This is a genomic window from Serratia sp. CY27727, assembly GCF_052169275.1.
In the GTDB taxonomy this organism is placed as follows: domain Bacteria; phylum Pseudomonadota; class Gammaproteobacteria; order Enterobacterales; family Enterobacteriaceae; genus Serratia; species Serratia sarumanii.
Genome location: NZ_JBJNLB010000002.1, coordinates 376,781 through 402,483 on the forward strand (window position 1 = coordinate 376,781; position 25,703 = coordinate 402,483).

The window sequence follows — 25,703 nt, forward strand, 5'->3', positions numbered from 1 at the left end:
TATATTTATCTTTAGTAACGTTATAACATATAAATATTTGCGGCAATACGTTAAGCCAACGCTGCGATATAAATTTTTTTAATGCCTTTATGATGTAATTGAGAGAAGGACAAGGACTATGGCAAGCACCCTTCAGCATAAAATATGCACAGATATGGCCCCCTTTCTCCCCGGCATATTGCCGGATCGACTCGCTAATGACTGCGACCTGATCGGCCTCGGGCTCGACTCGCTGGCGATGATGAAACTGGCCGCTATGTGGCGTCGGCAAGGTTACGATGTGTCGTTTGCCCGCTTGATTGAACAGCCACGCCTGGATGCCTGGTTGGCTTTGATGACGCAACAAACGCCATCCGCGGAGCAGGAAAAAAAGGCCGTGTTGCCAGGCACACATGAAAACGAACCTTTCCCTCTGGCGCTCATGCAGCATGCATATTGGGTGGGACGCGACAGTGCTCAGCATCTGGGGGGTGTTGCTGCGCATTTCTACCATGAGTTCGATCTACCGCAACTGGATGTTGCACGCCTGGAAAATGCGGTACATCAGTTGCTTGCCCGTCACGGTATGCTAAGGGTGGCCATTCTGGAGGAGGGGCAGCAGCAGGTTCTTGAACACGCGCAGTGGCCCGGGCTTAGGGAATATGATTTACGCCAGGAGGCAGCAGATATCGCCACCCTGCGAATGGAGGCGATTCGCGCCGCGCTGTCACATCGCCAGTTAAATATTGCACAAGGCGAGGTGTTTGATGTGCGTGTGACGCATAAGCCCGCCGCCCTCGGTGGTGGCTGCCGCCTGCATTTTAATCTCGATATGATCGCGGCGGATGCCATGAGCCTGCGCGTTCTGTTGGACGATCTGGCGAGGCTCTATCTGGAGCCGCAACAGCCGCTGCCTGTGCTGGATCTCTCCTATTGCCAGTATCAACAACTGCGCCACGCCTGGCTGCAGGAACCGCAGCAGCAGGCGCGCTACGCACAAGACAAGCAGTGGTGGCTGGAGCGTTTAGCCGATTTGCCTGGCGCACCGATGTTGCCCAGCGTTGGGTTAAACCCGGACAGTGCGCAGCAGACGGTGGTCCGTCGCCATCGCTGGTTTGATGCCAGGGCCCGTCAACAGCTGGAGGCCAGTGCGCGTGAACATCAACTGACCTTGCCGATGATGATTGCCGCTGCGTTTGCCGAAGTGCTGACCCAGTTCAGTGACGACGAAGATTTCATTCTTAACCTGCCGTTGTTCAACCGTGAACCGCTGCACACCAGCGTACCTGCGCTGGTGGGAGATTTCACTTCGTCAGTGTTGCTGGCGTGGCGGGGCAGCAACCCCGGCAGTTTCCTTGAACGCGCGCAGCGCCTGCAACAGCAGTTCCGTCAGGATGCGGCACATGCCTGTTTTTCCGGCGTAGAAGTGCTGCGTGAAGCGGCACGCGTGCGCGGTCAGCAGCAGTTTGCTCCCGTGGTATTTACCAGCGCTTTGGGACTGGGAGAGCTGTTCAGCGAACGCGTCCAGCAGGCCTTTGGGCAGCCCGGCTGGATTGTTTCACAGGGGCCACAGGTGTGGCTGGATGCACAAATTACCGAGTTAAATCAAGGTTTTCTGGTGAACTGGGATGCGCGTGAGTCCCGTTTTCCAGCGGGTATGCTTGATTTGATGTTCAATCAATTTACAGGGCTGATTGAGGCACTCATCGCCAGTGAGCAGGCGTGGCAACAGCCGGTGCAGAGTGCGTTACCCTCAGCACAACAGGTCGTACGCCAGCGGGCGAATGCCACCGATGCCCCTTTACCTGAGAGCGATTTGCACAGCGCTTTCTTTCGTCTGGCACAGCTGCAGCCGGAAGCGCCCGCGTTGTTTGGACCCCATCAGGTGCTCAGTTATGGTGAGTTGGCTAAACGTGCACGCCGCCTGGCGACCCATCTGCTCAATCAGGGCGTGCAGCCAGGGGAACTGGTGGCGATCGCTTTGCCCAAAGGACCGGAGCAGATCATTGCGGTGTTGGGGGTACTTGCCAGCGGTGCTGCGTGGCTACCGCTCAACCACCTGCAACCGGAGCCGCGCATTAAAGCCATCCTGCAAAATGCCGGGGTGAAACAGGTTATTGACCAACTACCGGATGAAGATTCGCGGCTCCCTCTGGCGGAAGTCACTCACAGCGATCCGCAGCATCTGGCTTACGTTATTTACACCTCTGGCTCAACCGGCACGCCGAAAGGGGTGGAGATCAGCCATCTGGCAGCTAAAAACACCATCGACGATCTTAACCGCCGCTATCCACTGGGCGATCGCATGCGCACTCTGGCGGTGTCGGCGCTGAGCTTTGACCTGGCGGTGTACGATATCTTCGCGCCGCTGTCAGTGGGTGGGGCGGTGGTATGCATTGAGGATGAGAGCTGGCGCGACGCGCAGCGCTGGGTGACGTTGATACGGCAGCATCAGGTCAGCGTACTGAACTGTGTGCCCGCCATTGCGGAGATGACGTTCACCAGTGCCGCTGCGGATAACCTGACGTTACCACTCAGGATTGTGCTGCTGGGCGGCGACTGGGTCCCGCTTGATCTGCCGAAGAAGTTACGCATGGTCGCTGAGCAGTGTCGCTGTATTGCGCTGGGCGGCACGACTGAAACGGCGATCCACTCGACGGTTCAGGAGATCACCACTGTGCCGGCTGAATGGCGCTCGGTGCCCTACGGATATCCGCTTAACAACGTTCGTTGCCGTGTCGTGGACAGCCTGGGCCGGGATCGCTGTGACTGGGTCAGCGGTGAACTGTGGATTGGCGGCGCAGGCGTTGCGCTGGGCTATCGCCACGATCCCGAGCGTACCGCCGACCGTTTTGTCGTAGAGAACGGTGAACGCTGGTATCGCACCGGCGACTTAGCACGCTATCACCCCAGTGGCTCTCTGGAGTTTCTGGGGCGGCGCGATCATCAGGTGAAAGTGCGGGGCTACCGTATTGAGCTGGGCGAAATTGAATCCGCGCTGATTTCCCACCCTGGCGTGGCACGCGGCATTGTTCTGCTCGATGATGAACAACATCTGGTGGCGGCCTATACCAGCCAGCAGCCGGTGGAGAGTGCGGCGCTGCGTCAGCATCTGCAACGTTATCTGCCGCAGGAAATGGTACCGGAACGACTGGTGGCACTGTCTGAACTTCCGCTCAGCCACAACGGCAAAATTGATCGCAATTTACTGCGACAGTTACTGGCCGACCTTACACCGGAAACGGCCCATACCTACGAGGCTGCCTTGCCAGGTGTAGAACAACAGGTGGCTGCGATCTGGCATAAAACACTCGGTATATTACCGGGTCGTCAGGATAATTTCTTCATGGCAGGCGGTGATTCACTGCTGGCTACCCGTGCCGTGGCAGAACTTCGTCGCCAGGGATTTAGCGATGTTACCCTTTCAAAACTCTTTGCTCATCCGGTATTGGCAGATTTCTGCCAGACATTGCGCGGCAATCAACCTACAACCGCCACGCCTGCCATCGTTCATGATGCTAACGGGCGTTACGATACCTTCCCGCTGACGGATGTGCAGCAGGCTTACCTGTTTGGCCGGGAAAGTGAGTTTGCGCTGGGCGGCATTGGCTGTACGTTCTATCGTGAATTTGAGGTTAATCATCTGGATCTCGCACAACTGGAGCGCGCGGTGAACCAGTTGATTGTGCGCCATGACATGCTGCGGGCGGTATTCAGTAACGGCCAGCAGCAGGTTCAAAAAGAGGTGCCGCACTATCAGATCCCGCTGTTCAACCAGCCGGGTGAAGATAACATTGGTCTGCAACGCGCAGAATATGCCTCACACAGCTTCGATCCACAGCACTGGCCGCTCTTTAGCGTCAGCGTGGCGCAGTGGGGTGAAGCGCATCGAGTGGCAATTGCTATCGACAACCTGATCCTTGATGCGCTCAGTATCCTGTTGTTCTATCAGGAACTGGACGCGCTCTATCATCAGCGTTCGTTGCCGACCGTCCCCGCTGTTCAGTTCCGTGATGCGCTACTGGCACGCCTGCCACAGCAGGCGCAACGTGAGGCTGCCTGGGACTGGTGGCGGCCACGTCTCGACCACCTGCCGCTGGCTCCGCAGTTGCCGCTGGCCCGGCAACCTGAAGCGATATCGGTACCGAAGTTTACCCGCCGTGAGTACTGGCTGGGTTCGGATCGCTGGCAGCAGCTGATGCGAAAAGCCCGCCAACACGGTGTAACACCTTCAGCGGTGATGCTCAACGCATTTGCGACAGTACTGCGGCGCTGGAGCCATCAGCCGGACTTTACCCTCAATTTGACCCTGTTTGATCGTCCTGAAGGCCACGATGATATGACCCGAGTGATGGGGGATTTCACTTCGCTGGTTTTGGTGCCGTGTCGTCATGCCGACGGCGGCTGGCTGGATGAAATTTGCCAGGTACAACGCGATATGTGGGGCGCGCTGGATCACCGTTCGCTCTCAGCCGTTGAGGTACTCCGTGAACTGGCTCGTCTGCATCAGGCGCCTGAACTGGTGATGCCGGTGGTGTTTACCAGCGCTTTGGGAATTAGCGCAGAACCGGAGCAGGGCATCTTCAGTCAACCCGTTTATGGCCTGTCACAAACGCCGCAGGTCTGGCTGGATCACCAGTTAACCGAGCTGGCAGGCGGTGTCTCGCTGGTCTGGGATGCGGTAGAGGCTCTGTTCCCGGCGGGTATGCTGGATGCGATGTTCACCGCCTATCAGCAGCTCATCCATCATTTATGTGACCATAACTGGCTGCAGTCACTTCCCGACCTCTTGCCTGTGCCCCAACGTCAGGTGCGAGAGGCAATCACTGCCGCCGCACATCACCCCTATGTAGCGGAAACATTGCATCACGCTTTTTTCCAGCAAGCCAGTCAGACACCGCAGCTGGTGGCGTTGATTTGGATGCAAGAGCAGCAAACCTGTCAGCTTTCTTATGCTGAGCTGGCACAGCAGGCGCTGAAACTGGCGCACTGGTTGCAACTGCAGGGGACGCTGGCGGGCGATAGGGTGGCGATTTCACTCCCGAAAGGCCCGCAGCAGGTGATCGCGGTGCTGGGGGTGTTGGCTGCGGGGGCCAGTTGGGTACCGATTGGTATCGATCAGCCACAGGCACGCAAACAGGCGATTTTGCAAAGGGCTGACGTACGGCTGATGCTCGATCAGAACACGCCCTTGACCGGCGATCAGGCCGTGCAGACGGAAGTCGCGGCGTTGGCTCATCCGGTAGCAATCTCCCCCCAACAGCTGGCGTATGTCATCTTCACATCTGGCTCGACCGGAGAACCTAAAGGCGTTGAGATGTGCCACGCCGCCAGCCATAACACGGTGCACGATTTGCGCCAGCGACTGGCGATACAGCCGCAAGACCGCATTCTGGCGCTCTCGGCACTCGATTTTGATCTTTCGGTATTTGATCTGTTTGCGCCGTTAGGCTGCGGGGCCGCGCTGGTGATGGTGGATGAGGAGTACCGTCGCGATGCAGCTCACTGGATACACTTAATACAAACTCATCGGGTCACCCTGTGGAATTCAGTGCCAGCGCTGCTGGAAATGCTGCTGACAGCCGCGCAAAACGTCACGTTGCCTGCGCTGCGGGCGTCGTTGATTTCCGGTGACTGGGTCCCCCTGTCGCTGCCAGAGAGATTACAAATGAGCGCCCCGGGATGTCGTTTACTGGCGTTGGGGGGCGCCACCGAAGCCGCTATCTGGTCAAACATTTTCCCGGTGACCACGATCAAACCTGACTGGCGTTCGATCCCATATGGCTACCCGCTACATAATCAGCGCTGGCGTGTGCTTAATGCGGTCAATGCCGATTGTCCTGACTGGGTGGAGGGCGAACTGCTCATCGGCGGTGCGGGTCTGGCTCGCGGCTATCTCGGCGATCCAGCGCTGACTGAGGCTCGTTTCCCTGTGCTTGATGGCGAGCGCTGGTATCGTACCGGCGACCGCGGCCGCTACTGGCCAGACGGTACGCTGGAGTTCCTGGGTCGACTGGATACGCAGATGAAGCTGCGCGGCCATCGCATTGAGGCCGGTGAGGTTGAACAGGCATTGCAGACGCTTAAAGGCATCGACCAGGCGGTGGTCTCATTGTGGCACGATGGCATCACACAGCGACTTGTAGCTGCCGTCGCCCCCCACACTCCTACCTGTGTCGAGCAGGATGAGGTATTCCATCCTGACAGTACTCAACGCGGTCTGCTGCAGTATGAATCGGCGGTGGCCGAACACATTCTGACGGAGCTCCTGCAACTGCCTGCGCAAGTCGGTGCAGTCTGGCAAGTGAACGCGCTTCAGCCCGATGAAAAGGGCGAGCAGGTGCTGCAGCTGTGGCTGAAATGGCTGGTGTCGCGTGGTGTGGTTCAGCCACAGGATACACACTACATTGCCACCGGAACTGCTGCCGTGATCGCCAGACCTGAAACGGCGCAGATCGTTGCGGCACGCACCCGTTATGCCAGCTGGCGCGCCATGTTGCGAGGTGAGCAAGACCATGTCGCACTGCTGACCGACAGCGTATTCAGCCCTGCCAGCCTGTCGGCCGCGGATGATGAGACACGGCAATGGTTGTCACAGCTGGCGCTGCATGTTAACAGCCTGCACCACCAGAGCGGCAAGCCGATCAACATCGTGGAACTCAACGGGGCCAGCGGTCAGCACAGTGCTGCGCTGCTGGCGCGCCTGCCGCAGGGCAGCGTGCATTACACCTTGCTTGAATCCTCCCCATTGGCGCTGGAGCAAGCGCGGACTCAACTCGCAAACAGCGGTCATCAGATCGATTTCTTGTTGCTGAATGAACTGTATGTGCCGGAAGAACTGCAAAACTCGGCTGACATCGTGCTGGCGGCGAATGCGTTGCACCGCTACGTCCAACCCTTACATGGGTTGAAGGCAGCTTCTCAGTTGCTGAGGCCTACAGGAGAGCTGTGGATGATGGAACGCCAGTGCCTGACACCGGTTGCCATGATCAGCGCCGGGCTGCTGGCGGGAGGATATGGCAATAGCAAAAAAGATCCGCTGCGTACTGGCGCGGTGTGGCAGCAACGAGCTCAGGCCAGTGGTTTTACATCCTGTGAGTGTAACCTCAGCGGTCTCGCCGCCACCTTAACTCTACGCCCTTCACATCATCATACGCTGCCCGATGACTGGTCGAGTCAGCTGGCGGAAAAACTGCCCAAAGCCATGGTGCCGGAGCGGTTGGTTCTGCTGACACATCTGCCATTGACCGCAAACGGTAAGGTTGATCGTAAGCGCCTGCAGTCACTGTATGACAATCTGCCCAGGTCACAACAACAGCAGGAAACACTCAGTGAAACTGAAGAAAAACTCGCTCAGCTATGGGGAACATTACTTGGCATTACGCCGCACATCGGCCGCCAGCAGGGCTTTTTTGAATTAGGGGGGGATAGTTTGCTGGCCACACGTCTGATTAACCTTATCCGTGATGAATTTGCCGTCGATATCGCGCTGCGAAAAGTCTTTAGCGCACCTGGCCTGCAGGCAATGGCTGCCGAGATTGAGGCACAGCAGGCTCAGGTTGCCACCATGGAAGGAGGTGTTCTGTGATTGGTATTTTGGGAGGATTTGGTGCCGTAGGCAGCGAGGTCGCACGTATCCTGCATCAGTGGGGGGAAACTTCGCTGCGCGTGGGAGGGCGTCACCCGCAACCTGTCGCCTGGGCACAAAGCTGCTATGTGGATGTGAGTGACGAAGAAAGTCTCATGGCTTTCGCCACCGACTGTCGGTTGATCGTGAACTGTGCTGCGCCTTCGGCACGACTGTCACAACAGGTGGCGAACCGACTGCACGCCGCAGGTATTCCGCTGGTTGACGCGGGCGGAATTGATTGCCCGGCAGCGTTAACACCTCCGGTTGGCCGGCATCCGGGCAGCGCGTTGTTCGCAGCAGGCGCATTGCCAGGTTTGTCCGGCATTCTTCCTGTGTGGCTGGCGCGTAAGCTGGGCCGCGTCGATGCGTTGCACTGCTGGTTTGGCGTGTTTGATCGTTTCACCCCAGGCGGAGCAGAAGACTATCTTGAGGGTGTGCTGCGCACGCCAGCCTCTCAGCATACCCTGCCGCGGCGACAGTCCAACGTCATCCTGCCTTTCTTTCCACGCCCGGTGCTGCTGCAGCCGTATGACGATGAGGAGTCGCTCCGGGTCACCGAACAACTGGCGCTTCGTTACAGTCGATGGTATCTCGCGCTTGATGGTGAACACCTGGCCCGCGCGTTAGAAACAGCGCGTGTATTACCACGAGAGGCAGCAATACAGGCGGTGGTGGAGGGGGCGACACTGGATGTGGCGGGTCGACATGCATGGGTTAACTTTTTGATCCAGGTAGATGGCGTGCGTCAGGGCACTAGCACCACGTTAACCTTATTGCTGAGAGCGCCGGGCATTGCTCAGTTAACCGCCGCCTGCGCGGCGGCATGCGCTAAATGGCTGCTGAAGTCACCTGAGCCAGTCCTGGGGCTGGCAGCCGAATGCATCGATATTGAAGCGTTCATGCTGCTGTTCTGCCAGGAGCAAACCGGTATTGATATTGAGTTGTTTGACCGCGGGATTGAGCATTTAAACGAAATGAGCGGAGGTGCGCTATGAACGCGGTACCGTTAAAGGTGCTGGTATGTGGCTCCACTTTTGGCCAGTTCTGGTTGGCAGCACTGCAGCGTTATCCACTGCGCTTTAAAGTGGTGGGGCTACTGGCGAGCGGCAGCGCACGTAGCCGTGATTGCGCGCAACGCTATGACATTCCGCTCTACACCGATATCGCCTCATTACCTGAAGACATTGACCTGGCCTGCGTGGTGTTGCGTGCTACCGTGATGGGCGGTGCAGGCAGCGTTCTGGCACAGCAACTGATGGCCAGGCGCATTCATATCATTCAGGAGCAGCCCGTACATCATGATGAGGTGGTGGCGAACCTGCGCTCAGCGCGTGAATTCGGTGTGCAGTATCGGGTCGGCAACCTCTATCCACATCTGCCGGCGGTGCAGCAGTTCATTCAGTCTGCCCACCGCCTACTGCGGCGGCAAAAGCTTCAGTTTATTGATGCTGCGTGTGCCAGCCAGGTGGCGTTCCCACTGATCGCGATACTGGTGGAAGCCCTTGGTGCACCTCGCCCGTGGCAGTTTCATGCCCAGGAGCAATTACCAGAGGCACCTTTCCAGGTGGTGCAGGGACAGTTGGCAGGAATCCCCTTAACGTTGAGTGTACATAACGAAGTCGATCCGCAGGACCCTGACAACCATTTCCAGCTGTTGCAACAGATCACGCTGGGCTTGCCCGCGGGACGGTTATCGTTGATCGATACACATGGACCCGTGATGTGGTTCCCGCGTTTGCATATCCCTGAGGCGGTAAAACGCGACCGCGATTTTAGCAGCCCGCAATCAGCACATCTGATGGAAGATACCAGCGCCATTATCGGCGAGGTCCAGCGTGCCAGCTGGCGCACCGCATTGGCGGAACACTGGCCAGAAGCCATTGCCCAGGATTTACTGGCGCTGGCGGAGAGCATCTTATCTCCTGAGGCCCCCCGCTGGAGTCCGCAATCCCTGTTAGCTCAATGTCAGATGTGGCAGGCGCTGACCAAAACACTCGGCTATCCGCGCCTAAATCCGGACCAGCGGTTTGAACCTCTGGCGCGTACCTTGCTGCCTGTCACCACCGGGCTGGAACCTAAAGCCACCCCACAGTGGGATTTTACCCAGCGGGCAGAGCTGCTGGTGAGTGGCATTACTGCTCAGCAGGTGACGGATTTTGTCGCGCGGATGGATGAAGCTTGCCTGAACGCCATGCTGTTTAGCCTGCAACAGGGAGGCGCGTTGACGCATCCCGATCAGGGTCACGACCTGCCAGGGATTTTGCAACAACTCCAGGTGGCCGAAGCGCATCACGCCCTGATTGGACGCTGGCTGATGCTGCTGGCCGATGCCGGTCTGGTGATGCAACGAGGCGCGCACTACTTTAGCCGACGAACGATCGGCTATACCGAGCTGCATCACAGCTGGCAGGCGGTGCACAGGGTGTGGGACAACCGCCTGGGCTCTGCCACTTTTATCGATTATCTGTGGCAAAACGCGGAAAAGCTGGGTGAGCTGATGTGCGGCGAACAGAAGGCGGCACTGTTGCTGTTCCCGGAAGGCCGTAACGATATTGCCGATGCGGTCTATCGCCATACCATCACCGCCCGTTATCTCAACACCCTGATTGCCGACTGGGTCCTGAAGCAGCTCAGCCAGCGAACGGCACCGCTAAAAGTACTGGAGATTGGCGCAGGCACCGGTGCCACCACCGAACGGGTACGGGAACGGCTGCATGAGGTGTATGGGGAAACGCCGCCGCTCAACTGGCTGTTTAGCGATGTCTCACGCTTTTTCTTGGTGAATGCGCAACAGCGCTATAGCCATCTCTCCTGGCTCTCGACTGCACTGATCGATATTGACCGCCCCCTGACCGAACAAGGCATCGCTGCAGATTCCCAGGATCTGCTGGTAATGGCGGGGGTACTGAACAATGCACGGAACAGCGAGCAAACCATTCGTTGGCTAGCGGAGGTGTTACAACCGGGCGGTGCCATGTTAATCACCGAACCGACGCGGGAACATCTGGAAATTCTCACCTCACAGGCCTTTATGATGCCACCACCACAGGATGACCGACAGCGCAGTGAACAGCGTTTTCTTTCACCAGAGCAGTGGCAGGATCTGCTACAGCGCGCCGGGTTGATTTGTGAGGCTTGCCTGCCCGACGAGGGGCATGTGCTCGCACCGCTCGGACAGCGCCTGTTTATCGCACGGAGGCCCGGCAATGCTTAGGTGCAGCCATATTCTCTGCAAAGTCGATAACATTCGTGACTGCGTAGCCCAGCTTGAACAGGCTGGGTTCAGCGTGCAGTGGGGGGGCGATCCGGCTCGGGCACACAATGCGCTGGTGTGGTTTGAAGAGGGACCGTTTCTGGAGTTCTTTGAACTGCCGCGTTGGTTCCGCTGGCTGAGCTATCCCTTTGGCTGGCGCTTCGGTTCCAGCGCCGGTCAACGTCTTAGGGGGTGGGCGCAGGCTGGCGAGGGCTGGTGTGATGTGGCGCTGGAACCTGAACAGTATCAGCCCGAAGCGCCACTTAGCCTGGATAACGTCAGTCAGCATTTGCGTCAGCAGGCGCTGGCAGGTTCGCGCGTCGTAAATGGCAGCCGTAAATCGGTACAGGGTGAAAGGGTGAACTATCGCTTTATGATGCCGCGCGGTAACCATCTGCCGTTTATCGTCTCTCATTACCACCCGCTGCAGCGGCCGGTTTGCGTCCGGCATGCCAATGGCGCACGCGCCGTGACCCGGGTGGATTTTCATATCCCGCTGCCCAGCCACCGCCAGTTGCAACGCCTGTTGCCTACGGACCGCTGGCTCAAGAGTCAGCACGGTGAGCGGCGCTATGTCAGCAGCGTGGTTTTACAGGGGTGGCAGGCACTGCCGCAGACATCCGAATTTATTCAGTCGTTATTTAACCCGTCGCAGGAGGCGTAATGCGTGAGCTATTTTCTGCCTTACAGCAGGTGCTGGAAGGGGATTTACTGTTGCCGCAGCATGCGGAATACGAAGTTGCACGCCGGGTACGCAACGCCCGTATTGACTGCCGGCCCACCGCGATTGTGCGCTGTGTCAGCGTGCAGGATATTCAACAGTCACTTCAACTGGCGGAGATTCAGCAACTGCCGGTTGCGCTGCGAGGTGGTGGCGCCCACGTGGCCGGTTACGGCACCTGCCAGGATGGGCTGGTGCTTGATCTGTCCCGCATGAAGCAGATCGCTATTGACCCGGATAAACGCCTGGCGCACGTCGCCCCTGGAACCACCTGGGGCGAACTGGATGCGGCAACGCAGGCGTACGGTCTGGCGGTACCCGGCCCGCGTAATCCCACGATCGGTATCGCCGGGCACACCCTGGGCGGCGGCGTTGGTGACCTGTCGCGCCAGTTTGGCCTGACCAGCGATAACCTGGTGAGCTGCGAGCTGGTTACGTTGTCCGGTGACGTGCTGGAAGTGAACCCACAGCACGATGCTGAACTGTTCTGGGGTTTGCGCGGCGCGGGCGCCAATTTTGGCGTGGTATCGCGTTTTACGTTTCAATTGCATCCCGTTGAGGGCGTCGTGGCCGGCGTGCTCGCGTGGCCCGCACGGGACATTCCTGTTGTGTTGCGCCGGGCACGTAACTGGCTGGCGCAGGCACCGGATCAGGCCTCGTTGATTGCCCTTGTCTGGACGGCACCGCCGCTGCCATTTTTGCCAGAATCACTGCATTTTGAGCGCAGTATCATGCTCATTCCCACCTGGTTTGGTGCGCCAGAGCAGGCGGAACAAGTACTTGCGCCCCTTAAGGTGGGCGCGTTGTGCGACACGCTGCAACCGATGCGTTACGTCGATTATCAGCGCCTTCTGCCCTCGGCGCCCAACTACCTACAGCAGCATGTTTACAACCGTGGCGAATTGCTGCGTGAACTGGATGATGACACGCTCGAACGACTGCTGGCGCTGTTCCAGCGTGCTGGCCCGAATTTCTCGCTGGTGTTTGGTGCACTTGGCGGTGCCATTGCCCGCGCCCCGGCGGGCGCAACTGCGTTTGCTCATCGAGATGCCAACTGGTTTGTTGAAGTCTGCGCCCAGTGGTACGGCGAGCCCGATAACCCAGCGATGCTTGCACCGGCCATTGAGGCCTGGCAACAGCTGCAAGCGGTGAGCTGCGGTCCTTACGCCAACCTGCTGCCTGACCATGAGCCGCGTTGGGCGCAGGCCACGTATGGCAGCGGCTGGGCACGCCTGGCGGCACTCAAACAGAGATTTGACCCGACTAATCGCCTGTGTTTTAACGTCAATATTCCGCCCCGGTCATCCCGCGCGATGGCTCCGGGCAAGGAGGATTTAGCATGACTGACCACTCCATCGCCTTTGAGCTGCTTCAACGCCTGCGCAACCGTGGCGCACAACTGTGGGAGGAGCAGGGCAAGCTAAACTACCGCGCGCCGCAGGGCGTGATTTCAGCGGATGATTTACACACGCTGAGGGCCCATAAAGCCAATGTGTTAGCCATTCTCGCAGGAGAACAGCAGCAGACCACGCTCATAGCCGATGAGACTGCGCGCTTCGCACCGTTTCCTCTAAGCCAGGTGCAGGCGGCGTATCTGGTCGGGCGTAATGATGCCTTTGGCTATGGCGGTGTGGCCTGCCATGTTTATCTGGAGGTGAATTATCCACTGCTGCAACATGCCAGAGTCAGCGCTATCTGGAATGAGCTGGTCGCGCGACACGACATGCTACGTGCGGTATTTGATCGCAGTGGCAGCCAGCGCGTTTTACCCGATGTGCCGGAACTGATCATTGACTGCGCGAGTAGCGGAGCGGAGCAGGGCGAAGCGCTGCTGGACAGCGTGAAGCAGCAGATGGGGCATCGACTCTATCAGCCCGAGCAGTGGCCGCTGTTCAGCCTGAGTCTGTCGCAGTTGCCGGCACGCAGCGTGCTGCATTTGTCGATGGACTTCCTGATTGCCGACTGGGCCAGTATCTGGCTATTGTTGGGCGAGTTTGAAGCGCGTTACCAGCATCCTGACCAGCCGCTGCCTCCGCTAAAGATTCAGTTCCGCGATTATCTGCTGGCGGAGCGCGGCATGGATGAGTCACCGGCGGCCCAACGCGATCGTGCCTGGTGGCAGCAGCGTATTCCTCAGTTGCCCGCCTCGCCGCAGCTCCCGTTGCTTGATACACAGGAACGACAGCCCGCACGCTTTACACGACGTTTTTTGCAACTGCCGGAGGAACGCTGGGCGGCACTCAAACAGCAGGCGGCACAGTGCGGTATTACCCCTACAGCGGCGGTGTTAACCGCCTATGCCAGCGTGCTGCAGCGTTGGTCTGCCAGCGAACACTTCTGCCTCAATCTGACGGTACTTAACCGCCAGCCGCTGCATGAGCAGGTGGATCGTCTGGTGGGCGATTTCACCTCGGTCAGCCTGCTGGAGGTCGATCAACGCCGTCCAATGAGTTGGGCGGAGCGCGCCAGCGCCATCAGCCAGCAATTGTATGATGACCTGGATCATCGCCTTTGTTCCGGCGTCGAGGTGATCCGTGAACTGGCTCGCGCCAAAGGGCGCGATTACGCTTTGATGCCTTATGTTTTTACCAGTGCCATCGGCCTGGTACCTGCCGATGCAGAAAACGCGTTGCAGGGCAAACTGGATGGACGTGGCATTACCCAGACGCCGCAGGTGTTTATCGACTGTCAGGCGATGGACAGTGCTGCCGGTTTACAGGTCAACTGGGATGTGCGCGACGGGGTATTCCCGTCGGGGATGATCGACGATCTGTTTGCGAGCTTTGAATCACTGCTGAATGCCATGGCGCAAGAAGATGCGATTTGGCAGCAGACCGCGCAGGTTGCACTCCCCGAATGGCAACGTGAACAACGGTTGCAGGTCAATGATACCCACGCACCGCTACCCGAAGGCGGGCTGCACCAGCCATTCTTCGCACAGGCTCACCTGACCCCGGATGCGCTGGCGGTGATCGATCCCCAGCAGCAGATGACTTACCGTCAACTGGCGGACGCAGCCTTGCGCATTGCCGGCCATCTGCAACGGCATGGCGTTGCCATCGGCGAACCGGTCGCGATCACGTTGGAAAAAGGCGTAATGCAGGCCGCGGCGGTGTTGGGTGCCATGGCTGTGGGGGCGGTCTGGGTGCCAGTCGATGTCTCACAGCCGGCGGAACGTCGCCGGCAAATTCTGGCAAACGCGGGTATCCAACGGGTACTGACCCAGCAACAGGTAGTAGAGTGCGGCGTCAGTGGAGAGTGGCGTATTGATGTGGATGCACTGAACGGCAGCGAGCCTCTGCTGGACCCACACGCGTCGCGCAGTAGCGATGCGGCCTATATCATCTACACCTCTGGTTCCACCGGCCAGCCCAAAGGGGTGGTTATGGGACATCAGGCGGCACGGAATACAGTTGAAGATATCAACCGACGTTTCGCCGTGCGGGCCACCGACCGCGTGCTGGCGCTGGCGCAACTCGGCTTTGATTTGGCGATTTATGATCTGTTCGGGCCGCTGAGCGTGGGTGGCGCGGTAATCTATCCTGAACCGGCACGCGCCACCAATCCCTCGCACTGGATTGAATGCATCGAATCACAACAAGTGACCCTCTGGAATAGCGTACCTGCGCTGATGCAGATGCTGGAGAGTGCGCTCCAGCACCAGCAACTGGCGAGTTTGCGACTGGCATTACTCTCAGGTGACTGGATCCCTTTAACGCTGCCGGAATCACTGGCGACGCGTCTGCCACAGCTTCAGCTGGTAGCGCTCGGTGGTGCGACTGAAGCAGCCATCTGGTCTAACTATCACTGCTGGCAGGGCCGTGATGCCACGTGGCGCAGCATCCCTTACGGTCTGCCGCTCAGCAATCAGGGTTTCCGCGTGCTGGATGACAACATGGCGGATTGCCCTGTGTGGTTGCCTGGCAATCTTTACATCAGCGGTGCGGGACTGGCGCAAGGCTATCTTAAAGATGCTGAGAAAACTGCGCGCCACTTTATCCATCATCCGCATGATCAACAGCGACTGTACTGGACCGGCGATCGCGCCCGCTATCTGCCGAACGGTGAACTGGAATTTCTTGGCCGCGCGGACAATCAGCTCAAAATCAAAGGGCACCGCATCGAACCCGGGGAAATCGAAGCGGCGCTTAGCGCTTTACCAGGCGTGGAGAGTGCTTGCGTGGTGCCCCATGGCGAAGGTAGCCAGCGGCAACTTCTGGCATTAGTCAGCGCGCAGCGTCAACCAGCGAACCCCGTGGATTACGACCGCCTGACAGATGGTATTGATACTGCAACCGCAGGTCTTGTGCAGAACATCACCGCTACGCAGTTACAACAGGCGATGACAGCCCTGGATGCTGTGGTATTACAACAGATGCGCGACACGCTGCAAGCTTATGGTCTTAATGATGAATTCAGTGAAGCTCAGCTACGAGAAACACCCGTGAATGCTCGCTTCTTCTGGCTGGTGCGCCGCTGGCAAGCGATGCTTGCGCAGGCTGGCGCTTTGCCTGATTACAGCTGGCAGCAGGTTGACGCGCTGTGGCAGCCTCTGCTCGATGGCCCGGCATTTCTGGCTTACATCCGCAGCAACCTGGAGAATCTCGCCGGGCTGCTCGAAGGGCGTGTTGATGCTCAGAAGCTGCTGTTCCCGCAGGGGCAACTGACCAACGTGCAAGCGCTGTATCGTGAAAATCTGATGGCGAAGTACCTGAACCAGGCAGTCAGTGCCCTGACGAGCCTGATTGCACAGCAGCGCGTCCAGCGGCCTTTACGTATCCTCGAAGTTGGCGCAGGCACTGGCGGCACGACGGCGGATGTGCTGGCAGCGTTGAGCGAGCAGACGATTGAATACCACTTTACTGATGTGGCGGCCTTCTTCCTGCCTGAAGCGCGTGCCCGCTACGGCCAACGAGCGGGCATGCATTTTGGCCTGCTGAATATTGACGATGATATTCGCTCGCAGGGCTATTGCCCGGAGAGCTTTGATATTGTGCTGGCCGCCGGGGTACTGGAAAACGCCCGTGACCAACGCCGGGCACTGGAAAATATCCAGTTACTGACCGCGCCACAAGGCTGGGTGATCCTGACGGAGCCGACGCGTGAATGTCCGTGGATCATGGCTTCTCAGGCATTCATGATGACGCCACCGGAAGACAGCGAACGTCAGCAGGAGAGCTATCTTGATCAGCATGGCTGGCAGGCGCTGATGCAATCGGTCAGCGGTGATCCGGTGCTGTGCCTGCCGCGACCAGGTCACGTGCTGCATTATCAGGGCTTCCATTTGCTGGCACAACAAATCAAACGCGATCGTCTGCCGCTGTATCCGCAAGTGCTGCTTGATGCGCTGCAACAGAAATTACCGCGCTATATGATCCCGGCGCAGATTCAGTCGGTTGCAGCACTGCCGCTAACGGCAAACGGAAAAGTGGATCGTAATACAGTCGTCAACTGGTGGGTGGAGGAGGCTGCAGAGCATGATACGCCGCCAGGCCTGCAACCGCAGGGGGATGCGCTTGAGCAGTTGCTGTGCCAGCATTGGGCTGAAACGCTCGGAATTAAACAGATCGCGCTCGACCAGGATGTGTATAACCTGGGGGCTGACTCGCTGATCATGGCACGCATGGCAGGCAAGTTGCGACAGGTGCTGGCCGCTGACCCCTGGCAGATGGGAGATATACCCTTTGACACTTTGCTGCGTCATATGCTGAATGGCCCAACGGTGCGCGCGCTGGCGCAGGCTATCCGTTCGCAGCATGCACCTGATGCGGCTGCCGCAGCGCCTCAAGCCGGAGAGAAACTGCAGCCAGAAATCGAGGGACGGGCTGAGGGCAGCAACGGTATTCTGCTGCCGATGGGGGGCGGGAGTGAAGGCCCGCTGCGGGTGGTGTTCCATGCCGGCCTGGGTACCATGGATTGCTTCCGCCCGATGCTGGCGGAGCTGGAGAAAGATCCACGCGGGCCGGTCATCGGCATTGTGATTGCCGATACCGCACAATATTGCGCCTTGTCCCCACAACAGGCGGTTGAGCGCATGGCAGATGATTACGCACAACGCCTGCTGGCCACCGGACATAGCCGCTTCCAGCTGATTGGCTACTGTCTGGGCGGGTTGTTTGCGGTAGAAGTGGCGCGTCGCCTCAGCGAGCAGGGCGCAGAAATCGCTGACCTGGTGCTGATCAGCAGCCATCCGGTGTTGTTCGAGGTGCAGGATGATCTGATGATCGAATCGCTGTTTATCCCCAATCTGCACATTACGCTGGCGCAGGCCGGTTTCGGTGAGGTTGATGGCGATGCATTAGTGAAGGGCTTTATGCAGGTGATTGAGCAACATCATGGTCGCATTCCGCAGGGTGCGCTGGCGCAGTTACCCGGCGCAGCAGGCTTGTTTTTCCAACAGATGCAGTCATTACCGATTGAAGAGCGTTTTGCGCGTTATGTCGCGGGTGTTGAACAGTTCACCGGTCAGCAGATGCCAGCCGAAATGGCACTGGGCCTGTTCCGCGTATTCCGCCAGAGTTTCCATGCCGCACACTTCACCCCCAGCACTTATGTCGGCGATATCCGCTTCCTGTTGCCCAATCAGGGCTCTGGATTCGCACCGGGTATGGATGACAATACGCTGAACTTCTGGCGTAACGTCTGCCTGGGCGATCTGCAGGTTACTTCGATTGCGGGTAATCACTTCAGTTGCATCGATACGCCCAACGCACAAGCCGTGGCGCAGCGGGTGAATGAGGGGCTGAAATGAAGTTACTGGGACAGCCTGGCAGGCTAGTGGCAAGCGTGCCGAAGGTGGCGCGCTCACTTAACCTGGCACTTCTTTTTGGCAGCGTGGCGGGCTTGCTAAACGTCAGCGGCATAGCGCTGCTGGCATGGGCGGTGACGCCATTACTGTCTGTCCCGATGTTACCACCGCCGTCATTTATCGCCCTCACCGGCAGTGTGCTGCTGTTGGTGCTGGCATTCTGGTTGCGCTTACAGGCAGAAGCACGGGCCCACGAAGCCAGTTATCAATTAGAGGAAGTGCTGCGCGGGCGTCTTGTGGAGCACCTCAGTTGTTTGCCGCTTGGAGTGGTACAGCAATGGGGCAGTGGGCGGTTACGTAAAATCCTCCAGGAGGATGTTAAAGCGCTGCATATTGCGGTGGCGGATGCGGTGCCGTTTATCGGTGCCAGTCTGAGTCAACCGCTGGCCGCGCTGCTGGTGCTGGCGCTGGTGCAGTGGCGGCTGGCGCTGGTGGCGTTGCTGTTTTTGCCGATAAATCTCGTGTGTATGGCAATGATGGCGCGTGAAAATCCCCAGCAACGCAACCGATACAATGAGGCCAGTGAGTCAGTCAATGCCGGGGTGATTGAACTGGTGCAGGGTATGGCGGTTATGCGTACCTTTGATAATGGCGCCGCGGGTTGGCGGCGCTTTAACGCGCGGCTGCAACAGTTTACGTCGGCGGTGGAAACCTGGATGGCAGGCAGCAAAGTGCCCTGGAAAATCAATCGTCTGGCAGGTGCCGCGTTACCGACGGCTGCGGTGCTGATGATAGCAGGTTTTGTGCTGTATCAAGCCGGGCAGGTTACCCTGGCGCAGTGGCTGCTGGCGTTGATGTTGGGTACGTTACCCATCAAAGCGCTCGAACCGTTAGTGCACCTGGCTAACTATCTGAATGACGCTGGCGCGGCCTCAGGCCGCATTGAAGAGGTGCTGCGGCAGGACGTGCTGCCAGAGCCACTACATCCGCAGCAACCGCAAGGACACGCACTCAGCCTGAACAAGGTCAGTTTTCACTACCCGGATCAGCCGCAGCCTGCACTCAGCGACGTGTCATTAACGCTCGCAGCGGGAACACGCTGTGCCATTGTCGGGGCTTCCGGTTCGGGAAAATCGACGCTGGCGCGCCTGATCCCGCGTTTTTATGACGTGACAGAGGGTAGCATTACACTGGGGGGGAGCGATATCCGCCAGATGCGCAGTGATGTGTTGTTGAAGCAGATGGCGCTGGTATTACAGGAGCCGTTTCTTATCAGTGGCACGCTGGAGGAAAATTTACGACTGGCTGCGCCCGAAGCCAGTGATGCAGCGTTGCAGCAAGTTATGGCCGCGACGGGGGTGAGCGAGATCGTTTCGGCACTGCCACAAGGATTAAACACGCAGATCGGTGAGCGAGGGAGCTCGTTATCGGGCGGCCAGCGTCAGCGTGTGACCCTGGCCCGCGCACTGCTGAGCAATGCGCCCGTGCTGGTGATGGATGAAGCAACTTCTTATCTCGATGCACACAACGAAAGGCATATTCAGCAGGCACTGGCGCAACTCGCGCCGGATCGCATTGTGATCACTATTGCTCATCGTTTGCAGACGGTCATTGACGCGGATGTGATTGTGGTGATGCACGAAGGCAGAGTGGCTGAGCAAGGCCGTCATGCTGACTTGCTGAAGCAGGGCGGTTATTACGCGCGTCTGTGGCAGCACTATCAGCTTGCCAGTCAGTGGACGTTAAAGCGCGAGGGAGAAGTATGATGCGCATTTATCACAACATGATTGCGGTGGCAGGGGAGTTCGCTGCGCCATTTCGCCGAACGTTAGCGTGCGCGGTGGTGGCGGCGATGTTGCAAGCCGCGGGCTGGATTATCACACTGCCGCTGTTTTCGCTCGTATTAACACCGGGCGCACTGCCCGTGCGTGACATCCTGAGCTGGCTAGTGGTGCTCATTGTTTTGCTGCTGCTTGAAGGCATGGTGCGCTGGCGTGAAATGGCTTTTGTCTATGACTACTGGCATCGCGTGACGGAGGCCATGCGTCAGCGGCTGGCACATCGCTTGCGTGCCATGCCGCTGGAGCAGTTGGCACGGCGAAAAAGCGGCGATCTGGCAACGATTCTTGGCAATAACGTCACCTTTGCGGCAACGGCGCTCTCTTCACTGGCTACGCTGGCGATTCAACTGGTGGTGGTACCTGCGGTGGTGCTGGTGTTGATCTTCACGCTGGACTGGCGTCTGGGGGCGCTGCTGCTGGCGGGAACAGGGCTCATCGTGCCGCTGATACGGCGGGCACAACGTGATGCCAATCAGGATTTTCTGCGCATTGATGAAGTGGATGCGGCAGCCAGCGCAGCCATTGTTGAGTATGTGCAGGCTCAGGCGATGTTACGTGCCAGCGGCCGATCTGGCTTGAACGCGCCTTGTTTACGCGGGGTTTTTGCTCACCAGCATCAGGTGCAGCATCAAAGCGGCAATACTGCACGGCTGATTGCCAAAGCACAACTGATCATACAGCTCACTCTGGTGGCTACCGTCGCGTTGGGGATGGGGTTATGCGCAACGCAACAGTTGCCGCTGGCATCACTGCTCTGCCTGACGGTGCTGGTAGCGCAAATGGTAGAGCCTCTGACATTGGGACTTTCCATGGTGCGCCTGTTTGAACTAGCGGACGCGGCGTTGCAGCGGGTGAATGCGGTGCTCAATGAAGCGGATCTGGTCACTGAACTGCCACTCCATCAACCACAGCACTTTGCGATTACGCTCAACAATGTCAGTTTTCACTATCAGCAGCAGGAAAAACCTGCACTCCAGGATGTGACGCTACACATTGCAGAAAAATCCCTGACGGCGTTGGTCGGTCCTTCGGGCGGGGGGAAAACCACGCTAACCCGATTGATGAGTCGCTTTGCCGATCCACAGCAGGGCACTATCACGTTGGGAGGCGCGGAATTAAAGCATATCCCCCCCGATCAGCTTTTAGCACAGGTTTCGGTGGTGTTTCAGGATGTGTGGCTGATGGACGATACGCTGGCGAATAACATCGCGTTAGGTAAACCGCACGCCACGCAGGAGGAGATCATCAACGCTGCACGTAAAGCGCATATTCACCACGTCATTGAAAGTCTGCCGCAGGGTTATGAGACACGGGCGGGTGAAGCGGGGGGGGCGTTGTCGGGTGGAGAACGCCAGAGGGTGGCGATTGCGCGCGCTATTCTTAAAGATGCTCCGGTCGTGTTACTGGACGAGCCTACGTCATCGCTGGACAGCGAATCGGAATATCATGTGCAGCAAGCGATAGACGCACTGGTGGCGGATAAAACGGTGGTGATTGTGGCGCATCGTTTATCCACCATTCGCGCAGCTGACCAAATTGCCTTTATTGAGCAAGGCCGTTGCGTTGAGTGTGGCGACCACGCCAGCTTAATGGCCATAAAGGAGGGACGTTATCGGGCATTAATTGAGGCTCAGCATCACGCCCTCGACAGGTAATCCTTTCTCTTCAGGCACTCACAGCAAAATCGAGTGCCATTCATTCTTCCCCCGGTACTGACAACAAAAAAAGCAGAATAGATGATTGTGCTTTTATTGATATGTTATAACATTGCAAATAATTATCATTTCACCTTTTAGGGAGTTTGGGCCTTATGCAAAACAGGGCACAGAAATGGCCATCGCTGAAACCACTCAGCTTGGCCTTGATGGCAATCATGGTGGCATCGCAGGCCAGTGCAGAAGAGACGATAAATGTCGTCGCCGAATCTGCCGACAGCAGTGGATTGGTCGCAACACACAGTCAGAGCGCAACCAAAAGTGATACGCCATTACTGGAAACGCCGCAGTCGATCTCAGTGATTACTCGTCAACAGATGGATATGCAGAACGTTCGCTCTTTAAATGAAGCGCTGCGTTACACACCAGGCGTGGCGGCGGAGCAATGGGGTGGGGTGAGTGCGTTTGACCAGTTCTCAATTCGCGGATTCAATTACGGCTCCACCGGATTTAACGATCAGTTTCTCGACGGATTGCGCATGAACAACGGGATAGTTTATGGCTATCAACAGGTTGATCCCTTCCTGCTGGAGGATATTACCGTGGTGCGTGGCCCGGCTTCTGTGCTGTATGGCCTGGCCAGTCCGGGTGGAATTATCGCGATGCAGAGTAAACTGCCCACTGCGAAGACCATTCGCCATGTTGAGCTGGAAGGAGGAAATCATCAGTATCAGCGCGGCTCTTTCGATTTTGGCGGAAAAGTCAATGATGACGGCACGATACTTTACCGCGTGGTCGGGACGGCAACTACCAAAGAAGGTCAGGAGCGGGGCACCGAAATGCGGCGCTGGGCGTTAGCGCCTTCCATTACTTTTCAGCCTGACTACTATAACAAGCTCACGATTTATGCGCGTGCGCAAAATGATCCTAAAATGGCAGCCCAGACTTCCCTGCCTGTTGCCGGTACGGCCAAATACAATCCTAACGGTAAATTACCGACAGACGCTTATCCAGGCGAGCCGGATCACAATACCTTTTCGCGTAAGCAGGCCGCTGTTGGCTATAGCGCAGAACACTACTTTAATGATGACTGGGATGTCACCCTGAATGGTCGCTACAGTCAGATGACATCAAAATATAACGCGGTGATTTTTGCCGGATTGCAGGACGATATGCGTACCATCAACCGATCAATCGCCGCATCTGACGAGCATTTCAATACCATCAATCTCGACAATCAGCTGCACGGACATTTCACTACGGCGGATATTGATCATCAACTTCTGGTTGGCATGAGCTGGGATCGCTTTACCGGGCACGGCAATTACGCCGCTTCTTATGATGTCCCCACGCTGGATATCTACAACCCGGTTTATGGCCAGGCCACCTACGGCACGCCTGAGAACTATCAGGATACGCGGCTGATGAATACACAGACCGGTTTGTATGCTCAGGATCAACTGAGCTATGAAAAATGGCGCGCCACGGTGGGGGTGCGTCATGACTGGTCAAGCGTGCGTACCACTGACTTAATGGGTTACAGCGCGGATACCAAACAGCGTGATGAAGCCACAACCTGGCGTGCCGGCGTCAATTATCTGTTTGATAGCGGTATTGCTCCGTATTTCACATACGCTCAATCATTCCAGCCGATCAACTCTGTGGACAGCAGCGGGAACGCGTTTGATCCCTCGCACGGCGAGTTGTATGAGGCAGGTATTAAGTATCAGCCCAAATCTTTGCCAGCGTTATTCTCTATTGCCGCCTTTAATCTTACCCAGGACAAAGTCCTGACCACTGATCCCAACAACATCAACTACTCGGTACAGGGCGGGAAGATTCGTTCCCGCGGCATTGAGTTAGAAGCGCGTGGCCAACTGACTGACCAGTTCAGCATCATCGGATCCATGACCTGGCAGAATGTGGAATATACCCAGGACAGCAATCGCGATGTCGTTGGGCGCACCCCACTGCGTATACCTACCCGTTTCGGTTCGTTGTGGGTCAACTGGGAAGCGCCGGAGTCCAGCTTTGCTTCCGGGTTTGGTGCAGGTGTGGGGGGGCGTTTCAGCAATGGTACCAAAGGCGGCACCATGGAGAACCAGTTCAGCACCGCTGGCTATGGCGTGATGGATGCCGAAGTGCATTTCGATCTGGGACATCTGACTTCCAACCTAAAAGGTGGAAAGGTGCAGGTCACCGCGCAAAACCTTACCGATCGTAAGTACATCACCAGCTGCTTTACCGAATCTCAGGGCTGTTTCTATGGGGCTGAGCGTGCCGTGATAGCGAAGCTGAGTTGGGATTTTTAATCATAACTTCACCAGACACCTGGCCATTCAGCACCAGGTGTCTGACGCTTACTCATGAGTTTCCGTCGAGATCAACGAGCGAACTGCAACCCGCTGGCAATAGCGTGCTGAACCTGTTCCACTCGCCGGTTCTTAAAGGGACGGAGTTTGCGAATTAAGGCATCAAGTTTTTCAGGTTCCATCCCGTACTTACTGGGGTCGCGCGATGTATTGACCTGAACAAATACATTAAGTGAATGGTCTTCCGCCGTCAGGTGGCGATCTAGAACTTCAGCGGTATGAAAACTGTCGGACGCCTGAAATTCATCCGCAAAGCGGGCAACAAACTTCGCTTTGTTGGACTGCAGGTGTGCAGGTGGCCGATAAATGAATAATGCCGTGCCAGCACAGGCTGATACGGCTTTTCTCATGATCTTATTATGCCCGATGCATTACGCCACTTTGACCCTGGATATACGGCGGCACATATGCTTCCCGGCAGGTATCCAGATAATCCGACCACCACTGCATCATTGCCTTACGGGCTTCCAGATGCTCAGCCTTATGAATGTAAGCCAGGCGTACGGTGTTGCGCTCCTGATGGCTCATCTGACGCTCCACCGCATCCTGCGACCATAAACCGGATTCCTGTAGTGGCACAATATGTGGGGTGCGCATTTTGGCACCGCGCCCGGAATAACACACACCAGCAATGGTCTCGCGAGTGGCAGGAATTGTCCAGACCCGGTTTCTGAAATCAATCTCCGACCAGCGGGTGAAACGTAATTCACTGGAGCGAATGAACAGATGCAGCGTCAGCAGGACGGCAAGCCGGGTAAGTTCGCGGCCCCGATGATAACCTTCAACCCGTTCGAGCAACTCAGGAAGCCGTTCCAGCGGCAGGGCGGGATAGTGGCGTCTGACGGGAGGTGTCGTCACGCCGTCAAGGTTTGCCGCCGGGTTGCTGTCGATTAACCCCTGATGTATAGCATGACGCATGATGTTACTGAGGTGCTGCCGCGTGCGGGACGCGACTTCCAGCAGGCCCTTTCCCGCAACCCCTTTCAGCAGCTCAATGAAATGTCGGGGTTTAAGCTCTAAGACTGACAGATACCCGATGACTGGAAAGATATGCCTGTTCATGCTGGCGAGCAAACGGTCGGCGGTGTTCTGCGACCATTTCTTATTGCTTTTATGCCATGCCAGCGCCACGGTTTTAAACACTTTATCCGGTGTGGAGGCTCCGCGTTCAGCAGCGCGTTGCTGTGTCGGGTTGATGTTCAGCGCCAGCATTTTACGGATACCTTCGCGCTGATGGCGGGCATCAGAGAGGGAGACGGCAGGATAGGCACCCAGTGCAATGCGGGATTCTTTACCGTTTATGCGATATTTGAGATACCAGTGACGTGAACCTCCGGGTTTGACCAGAAGATACAGACCGTGGGAATCGGAGACTTTAAAGGGTTTATCAGAAGGTTTGAGAGTGCGAATTTTCGCATCGGTAAGGGACATATGGGGGGCACTTCATTATCGAACTAACCTGACCCCAGATTTGACCACCAATTTTTCCCGATGCGGAGGGTAA

The 25,703-nt window shown here is 57.4% G+C and carries 11 protein-coding genes; 9 read left to right on the forward strand and 2 right to left on the reverse strand.

The features are described from left to right. The first annotated feature begins 118 nt into the window (after positions 1 to 118). The 9 genes from ACJ8HB_RS06670 (at position 119) to ACJ8HB_RS06710 (ending at position 24,139) form a co-directional block, all read left to right on the forward strand. Entirely contained in the window at positions 119 to 7,567 is a 7,449-nt protein-coding gene (locus ACJ8HB_RS06670) for a non-ribosomal peptide synthetase (RefSeq protein WP_094859979.1), read from the forward strand. After that, positions 7,564 to 8,604: a hypothetical protein gene (locus ACJ8HB_RS06675; protein WP_094859978.1), complete on the forward strand. Its 1,041-nt coding sequence runs from the start codon at positions 7,564 to 7,566 to the stop codon at positions 8,602 to 8,604. Before ACJ8HB_RS06670 ends, ACJ8HB_RS06675 begins: the two co-directional genes overlap by 4 nt. Next, a complete protein-coding gene (locus ACJ8HB_RS06680) occupies positions 8,601 to 10,823 on the forward strand; it encodes a bifunctional Gfo/Idh/MocA family oxidoreductase/class I SAM-dependent methyltransferase (protein WP_094859977.1) in 2,223 nt (740 codons plus the stop codon). Before ACJ8HB_RS06675 ends, ACJ8HB_RS06680 begins: the two co-directional genes overlap by 4 nt. Further along, positions 10,816 to 11,526 carry a VOC family protein gene (locus tag ACJ8HB_RS06685; protein ID WP_052133504.1) on the forward strand — a complete coding sequence of 237 codons (711 nt, stop codon included), beginning with the start codon at positions 10,816 to 10,818 and terminating at the stop codon, positions 11,524 to 11,526. Before ACJ8HB_RS06680 ends, ACJ8HB_RS06685 begins: the two co-directional genes overlap by 8 nt. Then, complete coding sequence (locus ACJ8HB_RS06690; RefSeq protein WP_060422555.1) at positions 11,526 to 12,926, forward strand: FAD-binding oxidoreductase; 1,401 nt, start codon at positions 11,526 to 11,528, stop codon at positions 12,924 to 12,926. Before ACJ8HB_RS06685 ends, ACJ8HB_RS06690 begins: the two co-directional genes overlap by 1 nt. Further along, a complete protein-coding gene (locus ACJ8HB_RS06695) occupies positions 12,923 to 18,334 on the forward strand; it encodes a non-ribosomal peptide synthetase (protein WP_094859976.1) in 5,412 nt (1,803 codons plus the stop codon). The genes ACJ8HB_RS06690 and ACJ8HB_RS06695 overlap by 4 nt, the downstream gene beginning before the upstream one ends. Continuing rightward, the gene (locus ACJ8HB_RS06700; protein ID WP_047571354.1) at positions 18,331 to 20,097 is read left to right on the forward strand and encodes an ABC transporter ATP-binding protein; all 1,767 of its coding nucleotides are present in this window, start codon (positions 18,331 to 18,333) and stop codon (positions 20,095 to 20,097) included. Before ACJ8HB_RS06695 ends, ACJ8HB_RS06700 begins: the two co-directional genes overlap by 4 nt. Next, positions 20,094 to 21,827 (forward strand): ABC transporter ATP-binding protein, encoded by a 1,734-nt coding sequence (locus tag ACJ8HB_RS06705; protein ID WP_072265211.1) that lies wholly within the window; start codon positions 20,094 to 20,096, stop codon positions 21,825 to 21,827. The genes ACJ8HB_RS06700 and ACJ8HB_RS06705 overlap by 4 nt, the downstream gene beginning before the upstream one ends. A gap of 155 nt (positions 21,828 to 21,982) precedes the next feature. Continuing rightward, complete coding sequence (locus tag ACJ8HB_RS06710; RefSeq protein WP_052133508.1) at positions 21,983 to 24,139, forward strand: TonB-dependent siderophore receptor; 2,157 nt, start codon at positions 21,983 to 21,985, stop codon at positions 24,137 to 24,139. 71 nt (positions 24,140 to 24,210) lie between these two features. Here the strand turns inward: ACJ8HB_RS06710 and ACJ8HB_RS06715 are convergent, their stop codons facing one another. Both ACJ8HB_RS06715 and ACJ8HB_RS06720 read right to left on the reverse strand, forming a co-directional pair. Next, entirely contained in the window at positions 24,211 to 24,549 is a 339-nt protein-coding gene (locus tag ACJ8HB_RS06715) for a hypothetical protein (RefSeq protein WP_176454064.1), read from the reverse strand. Positions 24,550 to 24,556: 7 nt separating this feature from the next. Continuing rightward, complete coding sequence (locus tag ACJ8HB_RS06720) at positions 24,557 to 25,630, reverse strand: tyrosine-type recombinase/integrase (protein WP_047571356.1); 1,074 nt, start codon at positions 25,628 to 25,630, stop codon at positions 24,557 to 24,559. Between the last annotated feature and the right edge of the window lie 73 nt (positions 25,631 to 25,703).

Bases quoted from the DNA above. Each gene is read 5' to 3' on its own strand.
- ACJ8HB_RS06690 (WP_060422555.1), top strand. From the start codon at position 11,526: ATGCGTGAGCTATTTTCTGCCTTACAGCAGGTGCTGGAAGGGGATTTA.
- ACJ8HB_RS06710 (WP_052133508.1), top strand. From the start codon at position 21,983: ATGCAAAACAGGGCACAGAAATGGCCATCGCTGAAACCACTCAGCTTG.
- ACJ8HB_RS06715 (WP_176454064.1), bottom strand. From the start codon at position 24,549: ATGAGAAAAGCCGTATCAGCCTGTGCTGGCACGGCATTATTCATTTAT.
- ACJ8HB_RS06685 (WP_052133504.1), top strand. From the start codon at position 10,816: ATGCTTAGGTGCAGCCATATTCTCTGCAAAGTCGATAACATTCGTGAC.
- ACJ8HB_RS06680 (WP_094859977.1), top strand. From the start codon at position 8,601: ATGAACGCGGTACCGTTAAAGGTGCTGGTATGTGGCTCCACTTTTGGC.
- ACJ8HB_RS06670 (WP_094859979.1), top strand. From the start codon at position 119: ATGGCAAGCACCCTTCAGCATAAAATATGCACAGATATGGCCCCCTTT.
- ACJ8HB_RS06700 (WP_047571354.1), top strand. From the start codon at position 18,331: ATGAAGTTACTGGGACAGCCTGGCAGGCTAGTGGCAAGCGTGCCGAAG.
- ACJ8HB_RS06705 (WP_072265211.1), top strand. From the start codon at position 20,094: ATGATGCGCATTTATCACAACATGATTGCGGTGGCAGGGGAGTTCGCT.
- ACJ8HB_RS06720 (WP_047571356.1), bottom strand. From the start codon at position 25,630: ATGTCCCTTACCGATGCGAAAATTCGCACTCTCAAACCTTCTGATAAA.
- ACJ8HB_RS06695 (WP_094859976.1), top strand. From the start codon at position 12,923: ATGACTGACCACTCCATCGCCTTTGAGCTGCTTCAACGCCTGCGCAAC.